The sequence below is a fragment of the Rufibacter roseolus genome (genome assembly GCF_017916365.1).
GTDB lineage: Bacteria > Bacteroidota > Bacteroidia > Cytophagales > Hymenobacteraceae > Nibribacter > Nibribacter roseolus.
In genome coordinates this window covers 773,400-794,885 of the sequence record NZ_JAFMSU010000001.1, presented here as the reverse complement: position 1 = coordinate 794,885, position 21,486 = coordinate 773,400, and the positions used below count along the sequence as shown (strand labels likewise).

The 21,486-nt window shown below is 50.6% G+C and carries 21 protein-coding genes; 13 read left to right on the top strand and 8 right to left on the bottom strand.

Going from position 1 to position 21,486, the window contains the following annotated elements:
• Position 1: 1 nt before the first annotated feature.
• Together J3P35_RS03330 and J3P35_RS03325 are read right to left on the bottom strand one after the other, a co-directional pair.
• On the bottom strand, positions 2-2,641 hold the full coding sequence (locus J3P35_RS03330) for a DUF5686 and carboxypeptidase regulatory-like domain-containing protein (RefSeq protein WP_246849931.1): 2,640 nt from the start codon (positions 2,639-2,641) through the stop codon (positions 2-4).
• 189 nt (positions 2,642-2,830) lie between these two features.
• On the bottom strand, positions 2,831-3,748 hold the full coding sequence (locus J3P35_RS03325; RefSeq protein WP_246849930.1) for a DMT family transporter: 918 nt from the start codon (positions 3,746-3,748) through the stop codon (positions 2,831-2,833).
• A 115-nt stretch (positions 3,749-3,863) separates the two neighbouring features.
• On the opposite strand from J3P35_RS03325, the gene J3P35_RS03320 reads away from it, so the two are divergent.
• A complete protein-coding gene (locus tag J3P35_RS03320; protein ID WP_210462951.1) occupies positions 3,864-4,346 on the top strand; it encodes a regulatory protein RecX in 483 nt (160 codons plus the stop codon).
• A gap of 448 nt (positions 4,347-4,794) precedes the next feature.
• Here the strand turns inward: J3P35_RS03320 and J3P35_RS03315 are convergent, their stop codons facing one another.
• The 5 genes from J3P35_RS03315 to J3P35_RS03295 all read right to left on the bottom strand — a co-directional run bounded on the left by J3P35_RS03315 (position 4,795) and on the right by J3P35_RS03295 (position 10,407).
• Positions 4,795-5,433, bottom strand: a complete 639-nt coding sequence (locus J3P35_RS03315) for a DUF4230 domain-containing protein (protein WP_210462950.1) — start codon at positions 5,431-5,433, stop codon at positions 4,795-4,797.
• A 423-nt stretch (positions 5,434-5,856) separates the two neighbouring features.
• On the bottom strand, positions 5,857-6,777 hold the full coding sequence (locus tag J3P35_RS03310) for a 1-aminocyclopropane-1-carboxylate deaminase/D-cysteine desulfhydrase (RefSeq protein WP_210462949.1): 921 nt from the start codon (positions 6,775-6,777) through the stop codon (positions 5,857-5,859).
• 95 nt (positions 6,778-6,872) lie between these two features.
• Entirely contained in the window at positions 6,873-9,299 is a 2,427-nt protein-coding gene (locus tag J3P35_RS03305) for a YfhO family protein (RefSeq protein ID WP_210462948.1), read from the bottom strand.
• Between the two features lie 59 nt (positions 9,300-9,358).
• Positions 9,359-9,655 carry a DUF4834 family protein gene (locus tag J3P35_RS03300; RefSeq protein ID WP_210462947.1) on the bottom strand — a complete coding sequence of 99 codons (297 nt, stop codon included), beginning with the start codon at positions 9,653-9,655 and terminating at the stop codon, positions 9,359-9,361.
• Positions 9,655-10,407 carry an FkbM family methyltransferase gene (locus J3P35_RS03295; RefSeq protein ID WP_210462946.1) on the bottom strand — a complete coding sequence of 251 codons (753 nt, stop codon included), beginning with the start codon at positions 10,405-10,407 and terminating at the stop codon, positions 9,655-9,657. Before J3P35_RS03295 ends, J3P35_RS03300 begins: the two co-directional genes overlap by 1 nt.
• A gap of 241 nt (positions 10,408-10,648) precedes the next feature.
• On the opposite strand from J3P35_RS03295, the gene J3P35_RS03290 reads away from it, so the two are divergent.
• The 12 genes from J3P35_RS03290 (at position 10,649) to J3P35_RS03235 (ending at position 20,142) form a co-directional block, all read left to right on the top strand.
• Positions 10,649-11,242: a hypothetical protein gene (locus J3P35_RS03290; protein ID WP_210462945.1), complete on the top strand. Its 594-nt coding sequence runs from the start codon at positions 10,649-10,651 to the stop codon at positions 11,240-11,242.
• A gap of 94 nt (positions 11,243-11,336) precedes the next feature.
• Positions 11,337-11,750, top strand: a complete 414-nt coding sequence (locus J3P35_RS03285; protein WP_210462944.1) for a hypothetical protein — start codon at positions 11,337-11,339, stop codon at positions 11,748-11,750.
• A gap of 92 nt (positions 11,751-11,842) precedes the next feature.
• On the top strand, positions 11,843-12,034 hold the full coding sequence (locus tag J3P35_RS03280; protein WP_210462943.1) for a hypothetical protein: 192 nt from the start codon (positions 11,843-11,845) through the stop codon (positions 12,032-12,034).
• Positions 12,035-12,147: 113 nt separating this feature from the next.
• Positions 12,148-12,606, top strand: a complete 459-nt coding sequence (locus tag J3P35_RS03275; protein ID WP_210462942.1) for a hypothetical protein — start codon at positions 12,148-12,150, stop codon at positions 12,604-12,606.
• 33 nt (positions 12,607-12,639) lie between these two features.
• Positions 12,640-13,125 carry a hypothetical protein gene (locus J3P35_RS03270; protein ID WP_210462941.1) on the top strand — a complete coding sequence of 162 codons (486 nt, stop codon included), beginning with the start codon at positions 12,640-12,642 and terminating at the stop codon, positions 13,123-13,125.
• A gap of 267 nt (positions 13,126-13,392) precedes the next feature.
• Positions 13,393-14,667, top strand: a complete 1,275-nt coding sequence (locus J3P35_RS03265; RefSeq protein ID WP_210462940.1) for a serine hydrolase domain-containing protein — start codon at positions 13,393-13,395, stop codon at positions 14,665-14,667.
• A gap of 144 nt (positions 14,668-14,811) precedes the next feature.
• Positions 14,812-15,387: a GNAT family N-acetyltransferase gene (locus J3P35_RS03260; RefSeq protein WP_246849928.1), complete on the top strand. Its 576-nt coding sequence runs from the start codon at positions 14,812-14,814 to the stop codon at positions 15,385-15,387.
• 256 nt (positions 15,388-15,643) lie between these two features.
• The gene (locus tag J3P35_RS03255) at positions 15,644-15,970 is read left to right on the top strand and encodes an ArsR/SmtB family transcription factor (protein WP_210462939.1); all 327 of its coding nucleotides are present in this window, start codon (positions 15,644-15,646) and stop codon (positions 15,968-15,970) included.
• A complete protein-coding gene (locus tag J3P35_RS03250; RefSeq protein ID WP_210462938.1) occupies positions 15,967-16,479 on the top strand; it encodes an SRPBCC family protein in 513 nt (170 codons plus the stop codon). The genes J3P35_RS03255 and J3P35_RS03250 overlap by 4 nt, the downstream gene beginning before the upstream one ends.
• A gap of 155 nt (positions 16,480-16,634) precedes the next feature.
• Positions 16,635-17,018: a DoxX family protein gene (locus tag J3P35_RS03245; RefSeq protein WP_210462937.1), complete on the top strand. Its 384-nt coding sequence runs from the start codon at positions 16,635-16,637 to the stop codon at positions 17,016-17,018.
• 246 nt (positions 17,019-17,264) lie between these two features.
• Positions 17,265-18,812, top strand: coding sequence for a glucuronyl esterase domain-containing protein (locus J3P35_RS03240; RefSeq protein WP_210462936.1), 1,548 nt, complete (start codon positions 17,265-17,267; stop codon positions 18,810-18,812).
• A 76-nt stretch (positions 18,813-18,888) separates the two neighbouring features.
• Complete coding sequence (locus J3P35_RS03235) at positions 18,889-20,142, top strand: serine hydrolase domain-containing protein (RefSeq protein ID WP_317195348.1); 1,254 nt, start codon at positions 18,889-18,891, stop codon at positions 20,140-20,142.
• 102 nt (positions 20,143-20,244) lie between these two features.
• Here the strand turns inward: J3P35_RS03235 and J3P35_RS03230 are convergent, their stop codons facing one another.
• Positions 20,245-21,282, bottom strand: a complete 1,038-nt coding sequence (locus tag J3P35_RS03230; RefSeq protein ID WP_210462935.1) for an LLM class flavin-dependent oxidoreductase — start codon at positions 21,280-21,282, stop codon at positions 20,245-20,247.
• Positions 21,283-21,486: the final 204 nt, after the last annotated feature.

The window sequence follows — 21,486 nt, the reverse complement described above, 5'->3', positions numbered from 1 at the left end:
CCTAAAAGCCGTAGCCGATCCGGATACCGGAGCTTACTTTCTGGCGTTCCTGGAAACCGGTCACAAAATCCATCCTGAAGACTTTGAACAGGTGCTCCAAACCTACGCCCAGCTCCAGATAATGCCCGGCGGCCGCGGTGTGGAGGTAATTTACGCTGCCCACTTCCTGCCACTTCAGCTTGCGGATGAGTGGGAGCTTGTTCAGGATAAAGCCATTGAAATGGTGGCTGTAGTGACCTTCTATGTAAGTTTTCTGGGTGCTGTAGCGGTAGTAATCCAGCAACTGAAAACCGCTGAAATCACCGGATAAGATGGTGCGGTTCCCGGAGAAGTGCCTGAAATCCATGAAATACAGCTGGTTCTTGCGCCAGAAAGTACCCGCGCTCACCGAGTAGGAACTGGTGCCCAGCAAACCCAAAGCCAGGTCATCGCTCACACCCAGGGAAACAAAGTCATAGTCCACATCGCTGCCCAGTACCCCGGAGATGCCCTTGCGGTAGTTCAGGGTGAAGAGCGGCCATTTGGAGCCCAGGTTGATCTTGCGGTCTGGGTGCGAGATGTATTCCGCGCCCGGGCGATAAGTCAACGTGAGGGCCACGGTGAGGGCCTGGTGCCGCGGGAAAGCGGTGGAAGCGACCTCGGCGTTTTGGGGCTCATTTGACGAAAACACCCGTGAAGCGCGGTCGCGCACGGCGTAATCAGTGGTATTGAACATCATCTCGCGCTGGGCATACCCCACCTGGAACGTCGCCGACAGCCCGTTTACCAACTCGCGGTTGTGCCACAGGCGCAGATATTGCCGCTGGTAAAGCTTCTCGTAGTTCTTCTTCAACAGCAGCGTGTACACAGTATTTACGAAGGGCGTAGGTTCTTCGGGGTTGAACTGACTCACGAACTTGCCTCCCTCAAAGCCCACCGAGCGCCGCCGGACCATGTCATACATGAAGGACCCGGACAGCTTGGCCTGCACCTCTCTGTTGCTGAACCCATAGCGCAGGGTAGGCGCGATGGTGTAGCGACGCCGGTCTTCATAGCGTTTGGTGTACTCGATGCCCAGGTTAGCCACCAGGCCTTCCACGGTATTGTACTGCCAGATGCGCGTAACCGGCTCAATACTGAAAGAGGTGCGTTCAAACGAATTCTGGTAAGAGTAACCCGAGAGCAGCAGATCAGAGGCGCTGAATTTGTTGTTCTTCCGGTCTATGGAGTCTTTGTAGGGCTTTGATTCTTTGATGACCTGCAGGCTGTCTTTGGTATGGTAGTCCACTATCTCCTCCTGGGTCAAGGGCACGGGGCGTACCTCATTCCAATAAGCGCTGTCTCTGGTGTTGGCGTCTTTCTCAATGAGCAAAACCTCTTTCTTTTTGAAGTACTCGGCATCTGGTACGCCGTTGGTGGGCGGGTTATCCCGAAGGGCTTTGCGTTCCTTACGGCTGAGTTTGGGCGCGGGGAGCGCGGCCACCACCGGCGGACTCACCACCGGGGCTGGCGCGGCAGGGGCAACTGGCGCAGGAGCCGGGGCCTGTTTCACAAAGGGTGCCGGTTTTACGCGGTATTTACTGTAAACGGCCATAAAATAGCCATTGCCCTTAAAGCCGTAGCCTTCCACATCAAACGTGAATTTCTGCGATTGCAAAACCCAAACGTTGCCTGGCGCCGGCGTAAACTGCTGCGTGATGCGCAAAGTATCTACAAACTCAATCTGCTGATCTTTGGTCACGTACAGGTTAAGGCTGTGCAGGCGCCAGGAGCCGTCCACAATGTACACGTAGCCCGTGCACACCGGATCCGTCTTCCGCTTTGGGATTACCTTGATGCGGTGTATAAGGTACCCGTTGTCCTGGCTGCTACCCACGTACTCATACTTGTAGAAGAACATGGCGTTGTTGGCCAGCGGCGACACAAAACCCCGCTCGTTCACCCCCTGCGCTTTGAGGAGGTTCTGGTAAAAATTGACGTTAAACTCCGAGGCTTGGTTATAGCTAAAGGCCCGGCTGCTACCGCTCACTTTGGAGGAAATCATGCGCTCACGGTACTTGCCCGGCTGCATGAAACTCATCTCAGACACTGATTCTGACAGGTACAGGATGCCCGGCTTAAGGCCGGCCGGCACTTTGATGATGCCCAGCAGCCGTTTGGGCATGTTGATGAGGCGCTGCAAACCCTTCACGTACACTTGGGCGGTGAAGGCCTGCACCTCCTTTAAATGGTATTCTCGTTTGGCAATGGCCTGTTCCATGATGCCGTACGCCGGGTTCTTGCCGCTGAGACTCACCCGCACCTCATTGAGGTTGTAGACATCGGGGAGCAATTGCACATTGAGCACCAGCGGCGTGGGCTTTTCCTCCTCCGGTACCTCTATGGCCCGGGTCTGGCTTTTGTAGCCCACATACTGGAACACCACCGTATGCTTGCCCGGGTCTACGTTGAACTGGTAATCCCCTTGCTCATTGGTGGTGGAACCCACGGTGGAGCCCTGCAGGTACACCGTCGCGAAGGCCAGCCCCACTCCTTTCTCATCGGTCACTTTCCCTTTCAGCACACCGGCGGTGGCTACTCCTGCCAGCAGGGACCAAAGGCCCAGCACAGAGGCAAGCTTACGAGACATCCTGGGGGAAAAGCACGGGTATAAAGAAAGCATGAGCAAAGGGTTTGGCTGTTTAACGAAACTGGCCTTGGTTTCTATATCAGCAGGTATTCAAAAACCTTAATATTACACTTCCCTCTGAGAAACAGGTTAGTAGGTTTTAAAGGTAAAGAGAAGATGCGTTAGGAAACAAAAGCCATCGGCCGTTTTAGGCCTGTTTTATAGAAAAGATGCCCAAAACGATCAGGAAGTTGCCTGCGCCGCCTCCAGTTTACGCAGTTTTCGGCTGTACTGCATGTTCAGAAGCACGCCCAGCAGCACCAAAGCAATGCCCAGATACGCGTACAAATGGAACGTCTCCCCGAAGAACACCATCCCCAGCGCCAGCGCGTACAGAATGCCGATATAGTTGAGGTTAGCCACCCGCGCCAGCTTCTCCACCTGGTAAGACCGCGTCATGAAGTACTGCCCCAACTGCGTGAGAATGCCCGTCAAGCACAGCCACAGCCAGTCATTGCCCTGCGGCGGCACCCAGTCAAACAGGCAGAACACCAGAGATAAAGGCAAAGACACCAGCGGGAAATAAAACACAATGACCAGCGGATGCTCGGTCTCGCTCAGCTTCCGCACGGAATTATACGCCACCCCCGACAGAAACGCGCTCCCGATGCCGATGAGCAGATAATACAGAGAAATGCGGGTATCCACGCCCTCAATCACCAGCACCCCCGAGAAGGAGATTAGGAAGCACACCCACTGCCACGGCGCCACTTTCTCCTTGGCAATGAACACGCCCAGCAAAGCCGTGAAAATGGGCGCCAGGTACTGGATGGTCACCGCGCCCGCCAGCGGGATGTTCTGGATGGTGGTGTAGAACATGAGCAGCGAAAAGCCGCCCGCCAGTCCGCGCAGCACCAGCACCGGCTTGCGGTTGCCCCACGGCGAAACCCCGGCCTGCCTGATCATGCCATAACTAAGAATAAGCGAAATCACCGACCGGAACAGCACCACTTCCATGGGCGGCAAATGCGACAAAAACTTGACGCACACGTTCATCAGCGCGAAAAAGAACGTGGAAAGCAGCATGTACTGAACCCCTTTGGTCATGGCGGTAAGCGGTAAAATTTGAGGCTGCAAAGGTCGGGCTTTTACTCCAAGCATTTTGCATCTCTTTTTGAATTTCGGGACTTTAAACGCCAGCCGGGCAAACTGTTTTTGCCTACTTTTGGTTTATAGAATATACCGGCAGCGGTAGTTTCAGCTAAAAACCAGACCTGTGTTCCAGCCCAAAAAGAAGAAAGTCTACACTAAAAAAGAAGCCCTGCCCAAGATTGCGGCTTACTGTGCCTACCAGGAACGGACCCAAAATGAGGTACGCGCCAAGCTGCTGGACTACGGCCTGGACCTGGACGAAGCCGATGAACTTGTCATCCTCCTGACCCAGGAAAAACTGCTGGACGAGGAGCGCTACGCCCAGGCCTTCGTGCGCGGCAAGTACGGCCTCAAACGCTGGGGCCGCCGCAAAATCCAGCTGGGCCTCAAAGCCAAAGGCCTCTCAGAATACTGCATCCGCAAAGGCCTCCAGGAAATTGACCCCGATGTTTACTGGGAAAACCTGTTGCACCTACTGGAGAAAAAGAACAAAACCGAAGGGGAAGGCAACCCCATGGCCCGCCGACAGAAAATCCAGTACTTCCTCCAAAGCAAAGGCTATGAGCTAGACCTCATCCAGGATGCGTGGCGGGAGTTGGGTTTGTAGATTTGGAGATTTGAGAATGTGCTGATGTGATAATGTGCTAATTTCTTAATGTGCTGATGTGTTAATGTGTTTTGATTTAGCGGCTACTGGCACAGACGCTCACAGGACCTCCGGAAGCTGCGAGGTCTTTTGATCAAGCGCCATACCGTTAACCCACATTAAATCCCCTCCTAGTTTAGGAGGGGTGCCCTAAGGGCGGGGTGTTAACAGGCTAACAACGAGCTATGAAAGCTATACCGTTATACCGTTGTTGGTGTTATCACCAACAACATATATGGGCAACCACAAGGGATTGCCCATACATCTTTGAAACGCCATTACCAGTACTAGTCACGCCAGACCTTCAAAAGAAAGACAAACAACCACATTCTCCCATAAAGAAATTAGCACATCAGCACATTTCCTCATTAGCACATTTCTACATTTCCACATCTTCAAATCCTAAAAATCACCTTTTCTTCGGCATAGCCGGAGGAGTGATAATCTGCCGCGGCATGAGGTAGACACGGCGGCCGGTCATGTTCTCCAGCATCGGTTTCAGGATTTTCTCAGCGTTGACAGAAGTCTGTTGGAGGATGCCACTGCTCAGAGCCGCCTGTTTTACGTTTTCCTCGGCGTACTTGTAACCCTCGTCTACCAGGTCAGCATCCTGGAAGTAGGTATTCTCCTTCCCAAACACCTTGGACTGGGTGTGGTCAACGCGATAGTAGCAGATCTCTGGCGCGGGCAAACTCACGTGCAGGACAGAATCCCCGATGAACTGCAGGTCACTTTCCTGCAATTTCTGCAGGTCAATACAGCCAACGGCCTCGCCGCCCACAATGAGGGCCACCTTGGAATCGGGCAAGAACCGAGACACTTCCTTTTTGTATTCCACCACGTCTTTGAAGTTGTAGCGCACCAACTCCAGTTTACCCATCGCCTCAATCTTGGTCAAGACAGTGTTATGTGTCACCTCCACCGCAGGCTCATCGGTGGGGTTAAGAAAATTCTTCACGGGCATCAGCAGGAATCGCCAAGCCAAACCGGCCACAATCAAGAGCAAGAGCCAGGGAATGAGCTTACGAAGAACAAAAAGGAGTCGCATGGAATGAAAATAGGTGTATGTGTCTATATGCGAAAACCGCACCGAAAGTTACTCTGCTCGTTTTTGGCCTGTTTTCAAGAAACTAGGCCCCAAATGAAGACTCAATTTGGCAGACTCTATTAAGGCGTTTCTATTCTAGCAATCCATCGCTGGGGCGAGTGTCCCGCTCGTGTCCGCACGCATACCTGAAGGTTCCTATTTGCTTTCCTGAGATCAAGCTCTTTAGCCTACCAAAGCCTTCCCCCCTTCCTGTCATCTTGGAAAGATCTTGTGGGCGAACTAGAAAGGCCGGGTAGTAAACGCTACTACAGTTTGCCCCAAGATCCTTTTAGGATGACAAAAGAGTGAGTATGCGGCTTTTACTCCCTGGTATGTGTGCGGACACGAGCGGGACGCTCGCGCCGGCGAAAGCACAGGTTGGTATTATTTGATGATGTCCGCTGTGGGCCACGCCAACCCGTATCGTTGTGCGTAGCCGGCCCAGCCTTGCTGCCCGCCGGTATGCACCGCTATCAGTCTAGTGCCTCCTGGAAAGTAATCTTGTCTGATCAGGTCAAATACACCGAACAGCATTTTGCCCGTGTATACCGGGTCTAGCAGAATATCGTGCCGCTGGTGGAAGGTTTGGATGAAAGCCAGCAGTTCCGGGGTGTGTTTGGCGTAGCCGCCGAAATGATAGCCCGTTTGCAGTTCCCAATTATGGTACGTCCGTCCGGTATAGGCCTGCACCAGCTCCGTTACCTCATCCCGCAGGAACTCCCCTCCTTTCAGGGCGGGGAACCCGATGATCTTTCCTTTACCCGCCGCGCCGGCTACTATCCCGGCCAGGGTGCCACCGGTGCCCGCCGCTACGCAGAGCATATCCCAGGGTGCGGTAAGTTCCGTGACAATCTCGGTGCAGCCTTTCACAGCCAGCAGGTTCGTGCCGCCCTCGGGGAGCAGATAGGGTTTGGGGGCTGATTTCAGGATTTCGGCCTGGAAACGGGTGTCTTGGCGGAGGCGATAATCTGAGCGGCTGAGATACCGGAGTTGCATGCCGCAGCCCGTGGCAAATGCCAGTGTTGGGTTGAGCGGTAAGGTCTCCTCGCCTCTAATGTAGCCGATGGCGGAGAACCCGAACTCTTTTCCGGCGGCGGCAACGGCAGCGATGTGGTTGGAGAAGGCCCCTCCGAAGGTGACCAGCGTTTCGCAGCCTCCTTCCTGCGCCGCCTGAAGGTTGTATTTGAGTTTACGCCACTTGTTCCCGGGAATGCGGGGGTGCAGCAGATCCTCGCGCAGCACGGCCAGTTCTACTCCTTTATGGGTGAGCAGCGGATCTGAGAGCGGTTGCAGGAGAACTGGCATGCGGCAAGTCTTTAAAGCGGTAAAATACAGCAGCGCCCGTTTCCGGCCTGTTTTTGGGAAAACAAACCGGAAACGGGCGCTGCCTCTGTCAATAGTTAAACAGTGACTGGAGTAGCAGGTCTTCTACGCAGACCGTACACCACGGCCCCAATCAGGCCGGCGAACAGCAGCAGCGAGGAAATGAGCGCCACGGTGTTGCCCAGGCTGTATTCCTTCGGCTCAAACTTGAATTCCACCACGTGTTTACCGGCCGGCAGGTTCATGGCGCGCAGGATGTAGTTAGCCCGGAAATGGTCTACCGGTTTACCGTCCAGGTACGCTTGCCAGCCGTCTTTGTAGTAGATCTCAGAGAAGACCACCACGCTAGGCTGCGCTACCACGGCCGTGTACTTCAGGAAGTTAGGCTGGTACTCAATCAGTTTGATGATGGAACCGGCAGTGGTATAGTTCTGCGGCTTCACGTTCGGGAATTTGGAGATATCCACAATGGCTTCGTGCTTCGCGTCAATGCCTTTGAGAGCCGCCAGTTCCTCGTCTGGGGAGTTTACGGCGCGTACCTCATCCACGTACCAGGCGTTGCCCAGGTAACCTGGAATGATCTGTACCGGCTGTTGCTCCTGGCCGGTGATAGCGTATTTGGCGTTCAGCATGTTCAGGACCTGCACGTTCCCTTGGGCGATGTGCTGTTCAATGACATCCTGGTAGCGGCGCAGTTTCGCGCCGTGGTAACCGCCAATAGACTTATGGAAGTAAGAGGTACGGGCATCGCCGAAGGCATTAGGCACATTGAATACGCGGTAACTCAGATCTTTATCCTGCAGGATGGCTAAATCGGCGGGGGTTGGCTGGAAGTAGGTTTTGCTGTAATCCTGCTGGAAATCGTCGTTGTTGAGGTAGCGCTTGTCTACGGTCCAGAGGTCTACAAGAATGAGCAAACCAATCACGGCGGTGGCCATGAAAGAGGTCACTTTGCGTTTGGTGTAGAGGTAGAGCGTTCCGGCAGCCAGCACAATGAATATAAGCGAGCGCAAGGCATCACCGCGGAGCATGGAAGCCCGGTCTGCCCGGATAGCCTCCAGCGGGTACTGGTACTGGGCCAGCTGCTCGTCTACGGCGCCTACGTAATCAAAGGTTCCGCTCAGGAGCACCAGGAGTAAACACACGCCACCAGTGGCGGCCAGCGCGATCATCAGTTTCTTCTGGAGGTTCTCAATGGGCTCGTTCTGCAGCACGCGGCACAAAGCCAGAATGGCCAGCAGCACCATGGTTACCTGGGCAATCACCAGCGCCATGCTCACCGCCCTAAACTTGTTGTAGCCCGGAAAGTAGTCAAACATGAAGTAGTTGAAGGCCTCAAAGTTCTTACCCCAGCTCAGCACGAAGGACAGAATGGTGGCGCTCAAAAGCCAGATCCAGAGGCGACGCGGCGTCACCAGCAAGCCCAGCACAAACAGGAAGCAGATAATGGCCCCCATGTACACCGGACCGCCCACGAACGACTGATCTCCCCAGTAGAAAGGCATGGTGGCGTTCTGCAATTGCGCCTCGGGCACGCCGCCCTGGGCCAGTTGTTTGTAGGTCTCGGAGTCTTTCTCCAACGGTCCTTGCGAGGCCCCGCCGTAGAAGTTAGGCACTAATAAAGTCATGGTCTCGCCCACGCCATAGCTCCACTGGAAAGCATACTCGCGGTCCAGGCCCGAGCCCATTTCAGAAGCGTCTTTACCCTGGGTCAGTTCAGAAGCGCCCCGGATGGAGTATTTACCGTACTCGGCGGTGGTGTAGATACGCCCAAAACTCACGCCCGCGGCCAGGGCTGCCCCGATGGCCAGGATCAAGGTACGCTTGAAGAAATCAGCGATACGGCCTTCCTTGGCCCAACTCACCAGCTCCACAATACCAAAAATAAGCACGATGAAGAGCAGGTAATAAGTGATCTGCAAGTGGTTTGTGCGGATGTGCATGGTCAACCCGAAGGCAAACAACGCAGCCCCTAGCCATAGGTTTTTACGATACGCGTACCAGAGCCCACCCAGTACTAGCGGCAGATAGGCAATAGCCAGCGATTTGGTGTTGTGCCCGGCCTCCAGAATGGCGAAGTTGTAAGACACGAACGCGTAAGCCACGGCTCCTACCGCCGCCAGCATCGGCCGCAGGCCAAAGATGACGAACATGACGTAGGCGCACACCAGCGTGATGAAGATGTTGGAGGCCACCAGCGGCAAGCCGGCGGTGAAAAGCGAGTGCACGTACTGGAACAAGTCTCCAGAGAACTGCACGCTGATGAGGTACGCCGGCATACCGCTGAACATGGAGTTGGTCCAGAGAGCTTCTTCTCCGGTTTTCTCCCGGAAATCGGCTATCTCTTTGGCACCGCCCTGAAACTGCACCACATCGTGCTGCATGAGGCTTTTGCCGTCAAAGAAAATGGGTGAGAAATACGCTACTACCAGCAGCAGGAAAAACAAAAGCACCAGCAGGTGCGGCAGCACGTGGCGGTTGAAATCGATTTTAGAAGTGGCCATGAGGTTTAATTGCAATAAAAAAGCCCGATGCGGGGCATCGGGCTTGAAAGATACTCAGTTTATTTCACTTCTTCATAATCTACGTACTCGCCGCCGGGGAAGTCTTTGCGCGGTCGCCGGTCTTCGGGCACGTACTCTACCCGCACTTTGCCCCCGCCGCCCGTTGATTGGCTTCTGGTCTGGCCCTGCGCCTGCTGGTAATGTGGTTGCTGATGGGGCTGTCCCTGAAATGCCCCGTACTCCTGAGCCTTGCGCATCTGCTTCTGGACAAACGTTTTAAGAAGAAAGCGGATGATGTACGGCATAAGGTACCGCATCAAAAACATCACCGCCAGCATGATCAAAAAGAATTTCACTAGGCGTATGGGTTTGGTTTAAAGTAAAAGTCGCCGCCCTGGTATTGGTCTATCTCTTGCGGGCTACACGGAGATAACGTCTGTTTGTCTGTTAACGTGTACACGCCGTAACCTAAACCGGCCATAGTCTCTACCACGGCCCGGCGGTTCTGGGCGCCATTCAGCTCTGTCTGAATCAACGGCCTGAACTTCTTTATAGTTTCCTGCAGGTGGGCAAATACCTGGTGTTCATACCCTTCTACGTCGCATTTGATAAAGTCTAGCCGGTCAAGGTCGGCGAACAGCTCATCTGGCACGCGCATTTCCACCTCATAGGTCTGGGCGTACTGCTCCTGCGCCGAGCTCGCGATTTTGGTCATACCGTGATGCACCAGCCCGTCTCTTACGGGCGTACCCATCTCAATAGTGGTGTTCTCGCCACCCAAGGCATAGGGCAACAAGGTGAGGTTCTCCACGCCACTGGCTTTCACGTTGTCTCGCCAGATAAGGCCAAACAGCGGCACCGGCTCCACGGCCAGCACTTTGCCCTTAGGCCCCGCCAGTCTTGACAGGAAAGTGGAATAATAGCCCAGATTCGCGCCGATGTCTACACACGTAAACCCCGGACGGATGATTTTCTTCAGGAAGAACAGCTCTGGGTACTTTTCACGGCCCCGGCCCGAGCCCACCATGATGATGTACATCCGGCTGACCAGCCTGAGATAGCCCTCAAACCCGAGCGCCTTGACCAATAATTTGCGGAGAAGTTTCACGCGGTAAAGTTCTGCAATCTGGGGGGAGAAAACAAAGGGGTGGGTTTTGGGGCTGTTTTGGGAAAAGGAGGCAGGAAATGGGTGATGATACTAGAAGACTATATAGTATATTCGGCAGTCCAATTTGGTTATTGCTAAGTTTTGGGATTGAAAGGTATATTCTGAGCAAAATAAATGGATGATAACCACAGGTATTCTCTTTATCCAGCAGTAGCTGTTATCTGAAACCAAAATCGTATACATGAAAACAAAACTTTTTACAATCATTCTGTTAACTATTTCTACTCTTGCTTTCAGTCAGAATTATAAAAAAGACATAGAATCAAAATTCTTAGAATACAACAACTACATCGTCAACCAAGAGTTCAAAAAATCAACCGACTTCGTTCCACAAGAATTCTATGAGATAGTTCCTAAAGAACAAATGGTTTTGCTGCTGGAAAGGACTTTCAATAATCCAGAAATTGAATTCAAATTAAAAGGGCCGCAGATTATTGACATTTCAGAAAAGGAACAGGTCGAAGGCAAGTATTATTCTCTGATCAAGTACTCTAGCCCAATAAATATGAAATTCAAGGGTAAAGACCAAAAGGAAGAAACGGAAACAGAGCGGAAGTTGAGAATGAATCTGATCAAACTTTCATTTGAAAAAACATTCGGCTCTGACAATGTAAAGTATAATGAAGAAACTGGCTTTTTTGAAATAAATGCTCAAAAACAGGCCTACGCTATTTCTAAGGAGGGAGAAACAGACTGGAAGTTTCTAGTAATTGAGAGCAAACAGAAATTCATATTAGAAAAATTATTACCAAAGCAACTGGTTGAAAAAATATAAAAAAACAACAGCTAATAATGAGTAAACGTTAGAAATGGCCGACAGCCTTCGCCGTCGTTTACACAAGTCCGTTACACTCAGTTAAGTCATAGAAATGAAAATCCTTAGACACAGCTTCTGCGACCCTTTTAAACCTGATGTTATAGAATTAGGCGATATTGAGAGTAAGAATATAATCAGCAGATTTGAGCAAATTCCTTGGAACGAAATTATTTACAGAATGGGGAAAGCAAATAAATCAGATATACACTATTCTCCCTCATTAGAATTTGAAGATAAAACTACAAAGCACGGGGTAGTCGTTAGCGGTGTCGGAACTTCAAGTCTTAGAGAATTTTACGTTTCTTACAAAAGACCTAAGAGAGTAAAGAGATTATTTGGAATAATTGAGACTGACAACCCTGAATATTTTACTGATGTGACTGGTCAGACAAAAGAAGATGTTATTGAGATCTTAAATGCTTTCGTCAATGGAAAATACGATTTATTAGACAGTAGAATAAAGTGATAGCGCTTTACAAGAGTCCAACATTACCGCTAATAAGAATAGCTGAATAATTTTTAGCTGAACCGTTAGGCCTAATTCTTAAACTAAACCTCATGCAACTAATAAGGCCAAAAATTATTGGGGCACTAAAAATTGAAACGATGATGGCAGGCAATCTGGCTGTCATCAATGACATAAAGAATGCACCAAACAAAATAATCATTCCTTGCCGTTCGATTGAACATGGCGAGGAAATCATCAACAAAATCAAATCCTCAAAGCCAGGAGAAAAGCTGTTTCTCTGAATTAGATTAAAGACGATTCGTGCAGTCTTAGTTCAGAAATACGTTTTTAGCTCGTTTCTAGGAAGACGGCAACAGCTTAGGCTATTGTAAATCTGGGGCTATGTGAGCATACTATGAAATTACCTTCTTACATGTTGAATCTCCACACCCTTTTCAGAACCATTTTATGTATACTTTCTTTTGGCGTATGTTCAGGATGCTCTCAAAATAAGTTATCTTCTACTTTTCATTATTCTACTGCTTCTAAAGAAGAATTAAATGGGGTACAAATTAACAGCACTGAAAAAGCTTACTTACTTCAGGTTACCCAATTAGATTCAGATTCAACAGAAGTATCCTTTATCAAGTCACATCCTGTCTATTGCCCGCTTGATGGGGTACTAACTCAAAATGCCGATACCATCTTTATGAACATTGGAGAAAGGTGTGACCCAACCCAAACAGAATTCACCACGGAGTCAGCAAACATTAGGTTTGCTTGGAGATTTAAGCTTAAGAACCCTGGCAATTACACATTCATCCCTCGGGTAACTGGTTATAGAAAAACCTGGCCTATCTCTATAGAGAGATAAAAACAGAACTGTTAATAACAAGCAAAACAGCAGATGCTAAGAAAAACAATGATTGTTGGCTTGTTGGGTCTAGCAATCATCATTGCTTTAATAGGATATCCTTTTTACAAGCTTTTTAATACTCCTGTTAAAAGTAAAGGCGGATGTGGGATATCAGCAATACTTATTCAGGGACAAAAGGTCAAAATCAAACTAAGCACTATAAAGATTAACACATACTTAGAAATTCCTGATGGGCAATTGGCAATATCAAATACGAATGCAAGTAGCAAGGTAAAAGACACTTCTCCTCCAATTCTTATAAAACTGGATAAGAATCAGAAAGTAGTCTGGGCTATAAAACTCGATTCTGAGGAGGCCAAGAGTGGCATCCCCCTTTATAGCATGACTGATATAAAACTCCTGGATGACAAAGAAGGAAAAAGAATTTCTTTCTTTAACTTAAGCTATATGGAGCCTGGGAAAATTTACTTAAAGGACAATTATGACTTTGATTACATGTGTTTAAGTCCCTTTTAGTACTGACTTTAATAATAAGTAGCAACTAGAAACAGGTTTTGCTAATCTAATCAAGCTGTCTCTTACCATTTGTTCTTCCCACTTCTTGTAATCAGGTTAGCGATAAACCATGCGATTACAAGCTATGCTCCATGCAACCCGCCTAAAGTTAAAAGCAGCGTCATCATTGAAAAAACCTTTTCACAGAACTACACAATGGCAAGAATCCTTCTTTCACTTGGTTTGGTTTTGGCTTTTACTTTCTCAGCAAGGGCGCAAAGCAAAGAAATGGATGCTTTGATTATGCCTTATGTGCAGACCAATAATTATAGCGGCAGTGTATTGGTCGTCCAGAAAGGGAAGGTCTTGTTCTCCAAAGCCTATGGCCAGATGAACAGGTCTTACAACCTGCCCAATACCTCGCAAACAAAGTTCTTCCTGGCATCTGCTTCCATGATTTTTACATCGGCGGCTATCATGAAATTAGCCGAGGAGAAAAAGCTGTCCTTAGATGATCCTGTGGCCAAGTACTTTCCCAATTACAAGCAGGGAAAGCGCCTCACCTTACACCATCTGTTAAGCCAGAGATCTGGTATTCCGGCTATTGGCGAGAACCAAAAAGTGGATTATGACAGTATTACCAAATTCCAGCATTCCCCAGAACAACTGATTCATTACGTAGAAGAAGATTCACTCCTGTTTGCACCCGGCAGCAAGTACAACCACGGGCGCACTGACTACATTGTTTTAGCCGCCATTATTGAAAAAATCACCGGAAAACTCTTTGGCACCTATTTAAAGGAAAGCATCTTCAATCCTCTGAAAATGACCAATACGGGTCATTCTACCGGTGAAAAGGAGATTGTTTCTAACCTGGCCAATGGGTATTCCGCGGTGGGCCATTACGAGGTAGAGAATGCCTACCAGATCAACTGGACCTCCAAAACTGGACATGGCTCCATTTACTCTAACACAGAAGACCTATACAAATTCGCTACTGCCATCTCTGAGAATCAGTTTTTATCAAAAGAATCATGGCAGAAGATTTTCATTGATTATGGCGACAATGTAGGATACGGCTGGTTTATCAGGGATCATTTAGACAGGAAAAGAGTCCAGATGAATGGCCGGTCTCCGGGTTTCTCTTCTTACTTTGCCATTTACCCCGATGACCAGTTGACGGTTATTGTCCTTTCAAACAACTACATTTCTCTACCGGCTACCCTGGGTCTGCAATTGGCGGCGTTGGCATTGAAAAAGCCTGTCACTCAAACAATCCTCACCAAAAAAGCCATAGCCCCTGAGCAAGCATCACAATTGGTGGGCAAATACCAATTCGGCCCTGATTTTTATCTCAAAGATTTCACCATGGAAGTTAGCTATCAGAATGGCAACCTGTCCTGCTCCTGGGGTGCTTTGATTCCGGTGGCCGATGCCACAAAACCCGGCACCAGGTTCATTCAGCGCACCTATTGGTCAGACGTTGAGTTTACCAGAAACAGCGCCGGTGAAATTGACACCATGCTGGTAGACGGACGCAAAGGGATAAAGATAAAAGACTAATAGAACCGGTAGCTTTTTGGCCGATTTCCTAAAAACGTGTTCAAAGCAACCCGGGAAGACCTGATCTGCACTAATCTTGTAATCCAGCCTTTCTATCCATGAATTTTTCTATCATAGACCTTTAGCTAGCCATGTGTAAAAAGCATGTCCAAACAAGTTGCGCTGCATAGAAAACAAAATGATCTGAATCTGATGGAAATAACGATACGCCAGGAGAAGCCAGATGATTTTAAAACGGTGTTTGACTTAGTAGGAAAAGCCTTTGAGGCTGAGCCATTGAGTGACCATACAGAGCAGTTCCTGGTGGAACGTCTAAGAAAGTCAAGCGCCTTCATTCCCGAGTTGTCCTTGGTGGCGCAGATCGGAAACAGAATAGTCGGGCATATTTTACTGACAAAACTGAAGATAAAAAACGGCCTGAACGAATTTGAGTCGTTAGCCCTCGCCCCTGTCTCCGTCCTTCCTGAGTTCCAAAGGGAAGGAATTGGGGGAATGCTGATTGAACATGCTCACCAGAAAGCAAAAGAACTGGGATACAAGTCAGTAATTCTTATCGGACACGCAACCTACTACCCCAGATTCGGATACAAACCAACAGACACCTTCGGGATTGAGCTCCCGTTTGAGGCGCCCAGGGAAAATTGTATGGTTATAGAATTAACTGAGAACGCACTCAAAGGGATTAGCGGGATAGTAGAATACCCTAAAGAGTTCGGTTAATCAGAAGAGCCCCGCCACAACAATGCCCCGGAGTTTGGGATGGATACCCTAGGAACAAAGGCTTTCGGCCCTTAAGCAAGGTTTCTTGGCGCACAAGGAAATACGTCATAAGCCATATACCCAACTTCAACGCCACTGTAAAATCTAAACGCAGTAAGCACCTCAACCTCTAAGCCTTAAAAAAATAAAGAAAAAACTTGCGCAACCAAATAATTGCATGTATATTCGCAACCATATGGTAGCAAATAAAAAATAGATGGAGACGAGAAGAGATGTATTTCAAGCCATAGCCGACCCCACCCGGAGGGCCATTATTCTGCTGCTGGCCGTTAGCGCCATGACCCCTAACGCCATTGCCGAGCACTTCAACAGTAGCAGACAAGCCATCTCTAAGCACATCCAGGTTTTGACGGAGTGTGAGATCTTGAAACAGGAGCAGAAAGGCAGGGAAATTCACTATCACCTGAACGCCAGCAAAATGAACGAAATTGAGAAATGGCTGGAGCAGTTCAAGCAGCTACTGGCCAAGCGGTTTGATCAACTTGATGATGTATTAAAGCAACTTAAATCAGATAAGAAATGAACAAGGCTATTTTATTCAACTTTCTGGTAGACAAGGAAAACAACCAGATCAAGGTAGAAAGATCATTTGAGGCGCCTCTTGATTTGGTGTGGGCCGCCTGGACAGAAGCTGCCATCCTGGACCAATGGTGGGCACCCAAACCTTACAAAGCTGTTACTAAATCCATGGACTTTACCGAAGGGGGCCGCTGGCACTACTATATGCTGAGCCCCGAAGGAGAAAAACACTGGTGCCTGTTTGACTTTGACGTAATAAAGCCCCAAATCTCTTTCTCCGGCTCAGATGCCTTCTGTGATGAACATGTCGTGAGAGACAGTTCCATGCCGCAAGTAAGATGGGAGAATGCCTTTAAAGCAGATGGCGAAGACACCCTGGTCAATATCCTTTTAACCTTTAAAACATTGGAAGATCTGGAAACCATTGTTCAAATGGGCTTCAAAGAAGGATTTGCCGCCGGTTTAGAAAACCTGGACCAATACTTCCGCTCAGTTCTGCCCAAAAGAGGATAGGAAACCAACTACAAAACAAGAGCCTCTACTTCTGCCGGAGGTACAATAGCAACCTCTCCCCAGGATATGCCTTGGGTGCTTTCTACAGAAACTTCACTCATCAAAATAGAAATAACCAACAGACCAATTAGCCAAACAAATAAAACTTAACAACTATGAAGCAAAAGATCTTAACCGGGCTCTGCATCCTACTCGGGTTATTACTCATCAACGGGGGCTTAAACAAATTCTTCAATTACATGCCCGTTCCCGAAGGTCTGCCAGAACCACTTGTAAAAGATACGGCAGCCTTGGCAGAAATTTCCTGGCTTATTCCTTTAGTGGGCTTCGCCGAAGTCTTAGGTGGAATACTTATCATGTTCCCCAGAACAAGGGCTTTGGGCGCCTTGGTGGTTTTCCCCGTGATGGTAGGCATTCTGCTCACCCACCTTTTCGTGGACACCAGCGGCCTGCCCATCGCCATCGTGATCTGGTTGATTCTGCTCTGGATCATTTTTGAGAACAGGAAAAGATACATCCCCTTGATCAACCAAGCGTAAAGAGTTTCAACAGGCAGAGAACCGATACCCTTGTTTGTGAGTCATTGCGCATAAAGACGTAGTTTGAAGATTTGGGTGAAGTATACCCTTCCACCAACCCCGAGGCGAAAAGGAAACCTTATAAATCTTTCCTGATTAGCCTAAAGGATGTTCAAACCTTTGAGATAAAAATAACCCGAATGGTAGACAACTTCTTCTACCATCCGGGTTATTTTAATAATTATCTTAAGGCACCAATAGGTCCTTATGAAAAAGCTATTCTATCTCCTGCTTGCCTTCACTGTTTCCTCTGCCTCGGCGCAACAGGTGTCCACCGGAACAGCCGCTAACTATCCTGCCCCGGTAAACTTCACTGCCGAGCAGGACCACCAGCACATGATGAAGCAGCTGGGCATCAAGGTACTTCGGCCGGGCCCCAGCGGAGATGAGAAGGCACCTAATGCGGCCAACTACGATGAAGCCAAGGCCAATCCCTACCCTAACTTGCCCGAGCTGCTCACCCTCAAGAACGGCAAAAAGGTGACTACGCCAGCCATGTGGTGGAACCAGCGTCGGCCCGAGATTGTGGAGGATTTTGAGCGGGAGATTTTTGGTCGAATTCCTAAAAACGTGCCCAAAGTAACCTGGAAGACCCTGATCTCGGAGCGGGAGATGGTGGGCTGGATTCCGGTGCACGCAAAGCAACTGGTGGGCCAAGTAGACAATTCCCAGTATCCGGCGCTGGAGGTGAACATTGCCATGACCGTGGTCACGCCCGCCAACGCCAAAGGGCCCGTGCCGGTTTTGATGATGTTCAGCCGTAGCGCTCTGCCGGCCCCGACGCAACCGCCCAAAGAAAGCCTGGAGAAGATCAATGCCGCCATGAAGGAACTGCTGATAAAACAGGACCCATCGCTGAAGACGGTATTTGAGCAATATCCTGCCTATAACCCCATCGCCTCCCAGACGCCTACATTTGGTCCGCCGCCCGCTGGTGATCCGCCTACCGCGCAACAGTTGCTGGCAGCCGGTTGGGGTTACGTGCTGATTGAACCCGGCAGCATCCAGGCCGATAATGGGGCGGGCCTCACCAAGGGCATCATTGGGTTGGTGAACAAAGGCCAGCCACGCAAACCGGATGACTGGGGCGCCCTGCGGGCCTGGGCCTGGGGTGCCTCTCGAGGGCTGGATTACCTGGAGACTGACCCGGCGGTAGATGCCAAACGGGTGGGCATAGAAGGTGTGTCACGCTTCGGGAAGGCGGCTTTGGTGGCGCAGGCCTTTGACCAGCGCTTTGCTGTGGGCCTCATAGGCTCTTCCGGCGAGGGTGGGGCCAAGCTGCACCGCCGCAACTTCGGCGAGGCCGTGGAAAGCCTCACCAGTAGCGGCGAGTACCACTGGATGGCCGGCAACTTTCTCAAATACGGCGCCTCAGAGGCTGCCTTCGGGAGCAAGACCGCCAATGACCTGCCGGTAGATGCGCACCAGCTCATCGCGCTCTGCGCCCCAAGGCCTACTTTCATCAGCTACGGTATTCCGGAGCAAGGCGATGCCAAATGGCTGGACCAGCAGGGCAGTTACATGGCCACCGTGGCCGCCGGACCGGTCTATAAATTATTAGGCGCCCGAGACCTGGGCGTAGGCTATGACTATAAAATGGCCAGAATGCCGGCCGTGAACGTGAGCCTGCTGGACGGTGAACTGGCCTGGCGCCAGCATGACGGCGGCCACACCGATGCCCCCAACATCAAGTACTTTATTCCCTGGGCCGATAAGATGCTGAAACAAAAGGCCGCCGTGGGCGCAAGCCGTTAACCAGATTTCTGCGGCCTAGGCTGGCGCTTTTTGGGGAAAATTTTCTTAAGTTGTCTTATCTTTAAAGCTGGTATTTGTGTTGGTAGTTTCTGGTATGACCTTTCTCAGAGCAAAATCGCTGTTTTTGGGCTGTCTTACAGCCTTTGTCTGCTGCTTAACCCTCCTTGGTTGTCAGAAATCGGGGAAGAAGCAAAAACTGTGGGGTGGCGATGAGGAAGAAAAGCTGCAGGTGGCCGTCCCGGCCTCGTTTACGGCCGATAGCATCCAGAAACTGACCGTGAAACTGGATTCCGTTTTCAGGCACTTTCACAAAAAACGGGGCTTTAACGGTACGGTGCTGGTGACCAAGTATGACAAGGTCATCTACAAAAACGCCTTCGGCCTCGCCGATTTTTTCAAGAAAGACTCGCTTACCGTGGAGACCGCTTTTCAGCTAGCCTCGGTGTCCAAGCAGTTCACGGCCATGGCCATCATGATGCTCAAAGAAGAGGGCGAGCTCAACTACGAAGACAGCGTACAGCAGTACCTCCCCGATTTTCCCTACCACGGCATCACCATCCGGCAGTTGCTCACGCACCAGAGCGGTTTGTCTAACTACACCTATTTCAGCGATAAACTGTGGCCTAACCGCAACAAGAACCTCACCAATGAGGATGTGATTCAACTGATGGTGACGCACCGCCCTCAGCCGTACTATCCGCCCAACACCCATTTTGATTACAGTAATACCGGCTACAGCCTGTTGGCCTCCATTGTAGAGAAAGTATCTGAGAAGCCCTTCGCTGAGTTCCTGCGCGAGCGCATCTTTGACCCGCTGGAAATGAAGCACACCTTCACCTACAGCCCGGATCTGCTCACCCTCACCGGCAAAATTGCCACCGGCCACACCCGTTTCCGGCAGAAACGCACCACCGATTACCTGGACACCGTGCTGGGCGACAAAGGCGTGTATTCCACCGTAGAAGACCTCTACAAATGGGACCAGGCGCTGTACACCCAGAAACTGGTGAAGCACGAGACCCTGGCAGAAGCGTTTACCGGTGGCATTCTGCACAAAAAGAAAAATCAAACCGAGGACTACGGCTTCGGCTGGCGCATCCGTCCGCTAGATAATGGGGACACCGCCGTCTACCACGGCGGTCTGTGGCACGGCTTCTCTACCTACTTCCTGCGCAACCCCAAAGAGCACAGTGCCCTTATTGTGCTCAGCAACCTGCCCAACGGCAGTTTCAGCTACCTGCAGGACCTCCGCAAATTCCTGTACCCCGCCCACCCGGACAGTATCGCGCATAAAGAGCAGAAACTGGCGGTTCGCGGCCGGAGAAGGTAAGGGCTAGGATTCTGGATTGAAAACGCGTGCGATCAGTAACTCGTCAAAGAATCAGATACCGAGAGATCAGCAATACGTGAGAGACAAGGCGGTGCCTGGTCTCTACACATCCTTAATCGCCTTCTTCACCGCCGGCGCCACCACTGTCCCCAATAATTCAATGGCGTGCATTACCTGTGCATGCGGCAGGGTACCCACGCTGATGTGCAGCAGGAAACGGGTGTTGCCAAACAGTTCGTGCTCCCAGAGAATCTTGTCTATGACTTGTTGCGGGCTGCCCACCAGCAAAGAACCGCCAGGGCCGCGCATGAGGTCGTATTGCTCGCGGGTCATGCCAGACCAGCCGCGCTCCCGGCCAATCTTGCCCATGACGTAGGCGTAGGGACCGTAGAACTCATCGGCGGCTTTCTGGGAATCATCCGCGAGGTAGCCGTGGGAGTTAATGGCAAGCTGTAATTTGTCCACGTTGTAACCAGACTGCAGGTAGGCTTTCTTATACAGATCAGTGAACGGCACAAAGCGCTCTGGCATGCCACCAATGATGGCCAGCGCCATGGGCAAACCGTGGCTGGCCGCCCGTATCACCGATTCTGGGGTACCGCCCACCGCCACCCAAATGGGCAATTCCTGCTGGTAAGGCCTGGGGTATACGCCCAGATCATCTATAGCCGCCCGGTGCTTGCCAGACCAGGTGACCTTTTCGCTTTTGTTCAGCTTGATGAGCAGGTCCAGTTTCTCAGAGAACAGCGTGTTGTAATCCTGCAGATCATACCCAAAAAGCGGAAAAGACTCAATAAACGAACCCCGGCCGGCAATTATCTCCGCGCGACCCTCTGAGAGCAGGTCCACGTGCGCGAAATCCTGGAAGACCCGCACCGGGTCATCAGAGCTGAGCACCGTGACGGCGCTGGACAGCTTGATGCTCTTGGTCTTCACCGCGGCCGCAGCCAACACCACGGCGGGCGAGGAGACTATAAAATCGGGGCGATGGTGTTCACCGATGGAGAAGACATCCAACCCCACCTGATCGGCGAGTTCAATCTCTTCCATGAGGTTACGCATGCGCTCGTGCGGCGCCAGCAATTTGCCGGTAGCGGGGTCTGGGGTATTCTCTACGAAGGTGGTGATGCCTATTTCCATAGCCAATGTTACGATGTCTTTGGAATAAGGGAAAGAAAAAAGCACCGGGAACAGCGCTGCACCCGCTATCCTTGGGGTAAGTACCTGTTGGTAAGATGCTGATTTAAGGCTATATTCATGAAACCGCCCCCAAAACAGAAAGCACGCAGAATACAAATACAGCCCCGTAGGAAATTCTTCAGCCCTTTAAGAACAGACTGAACC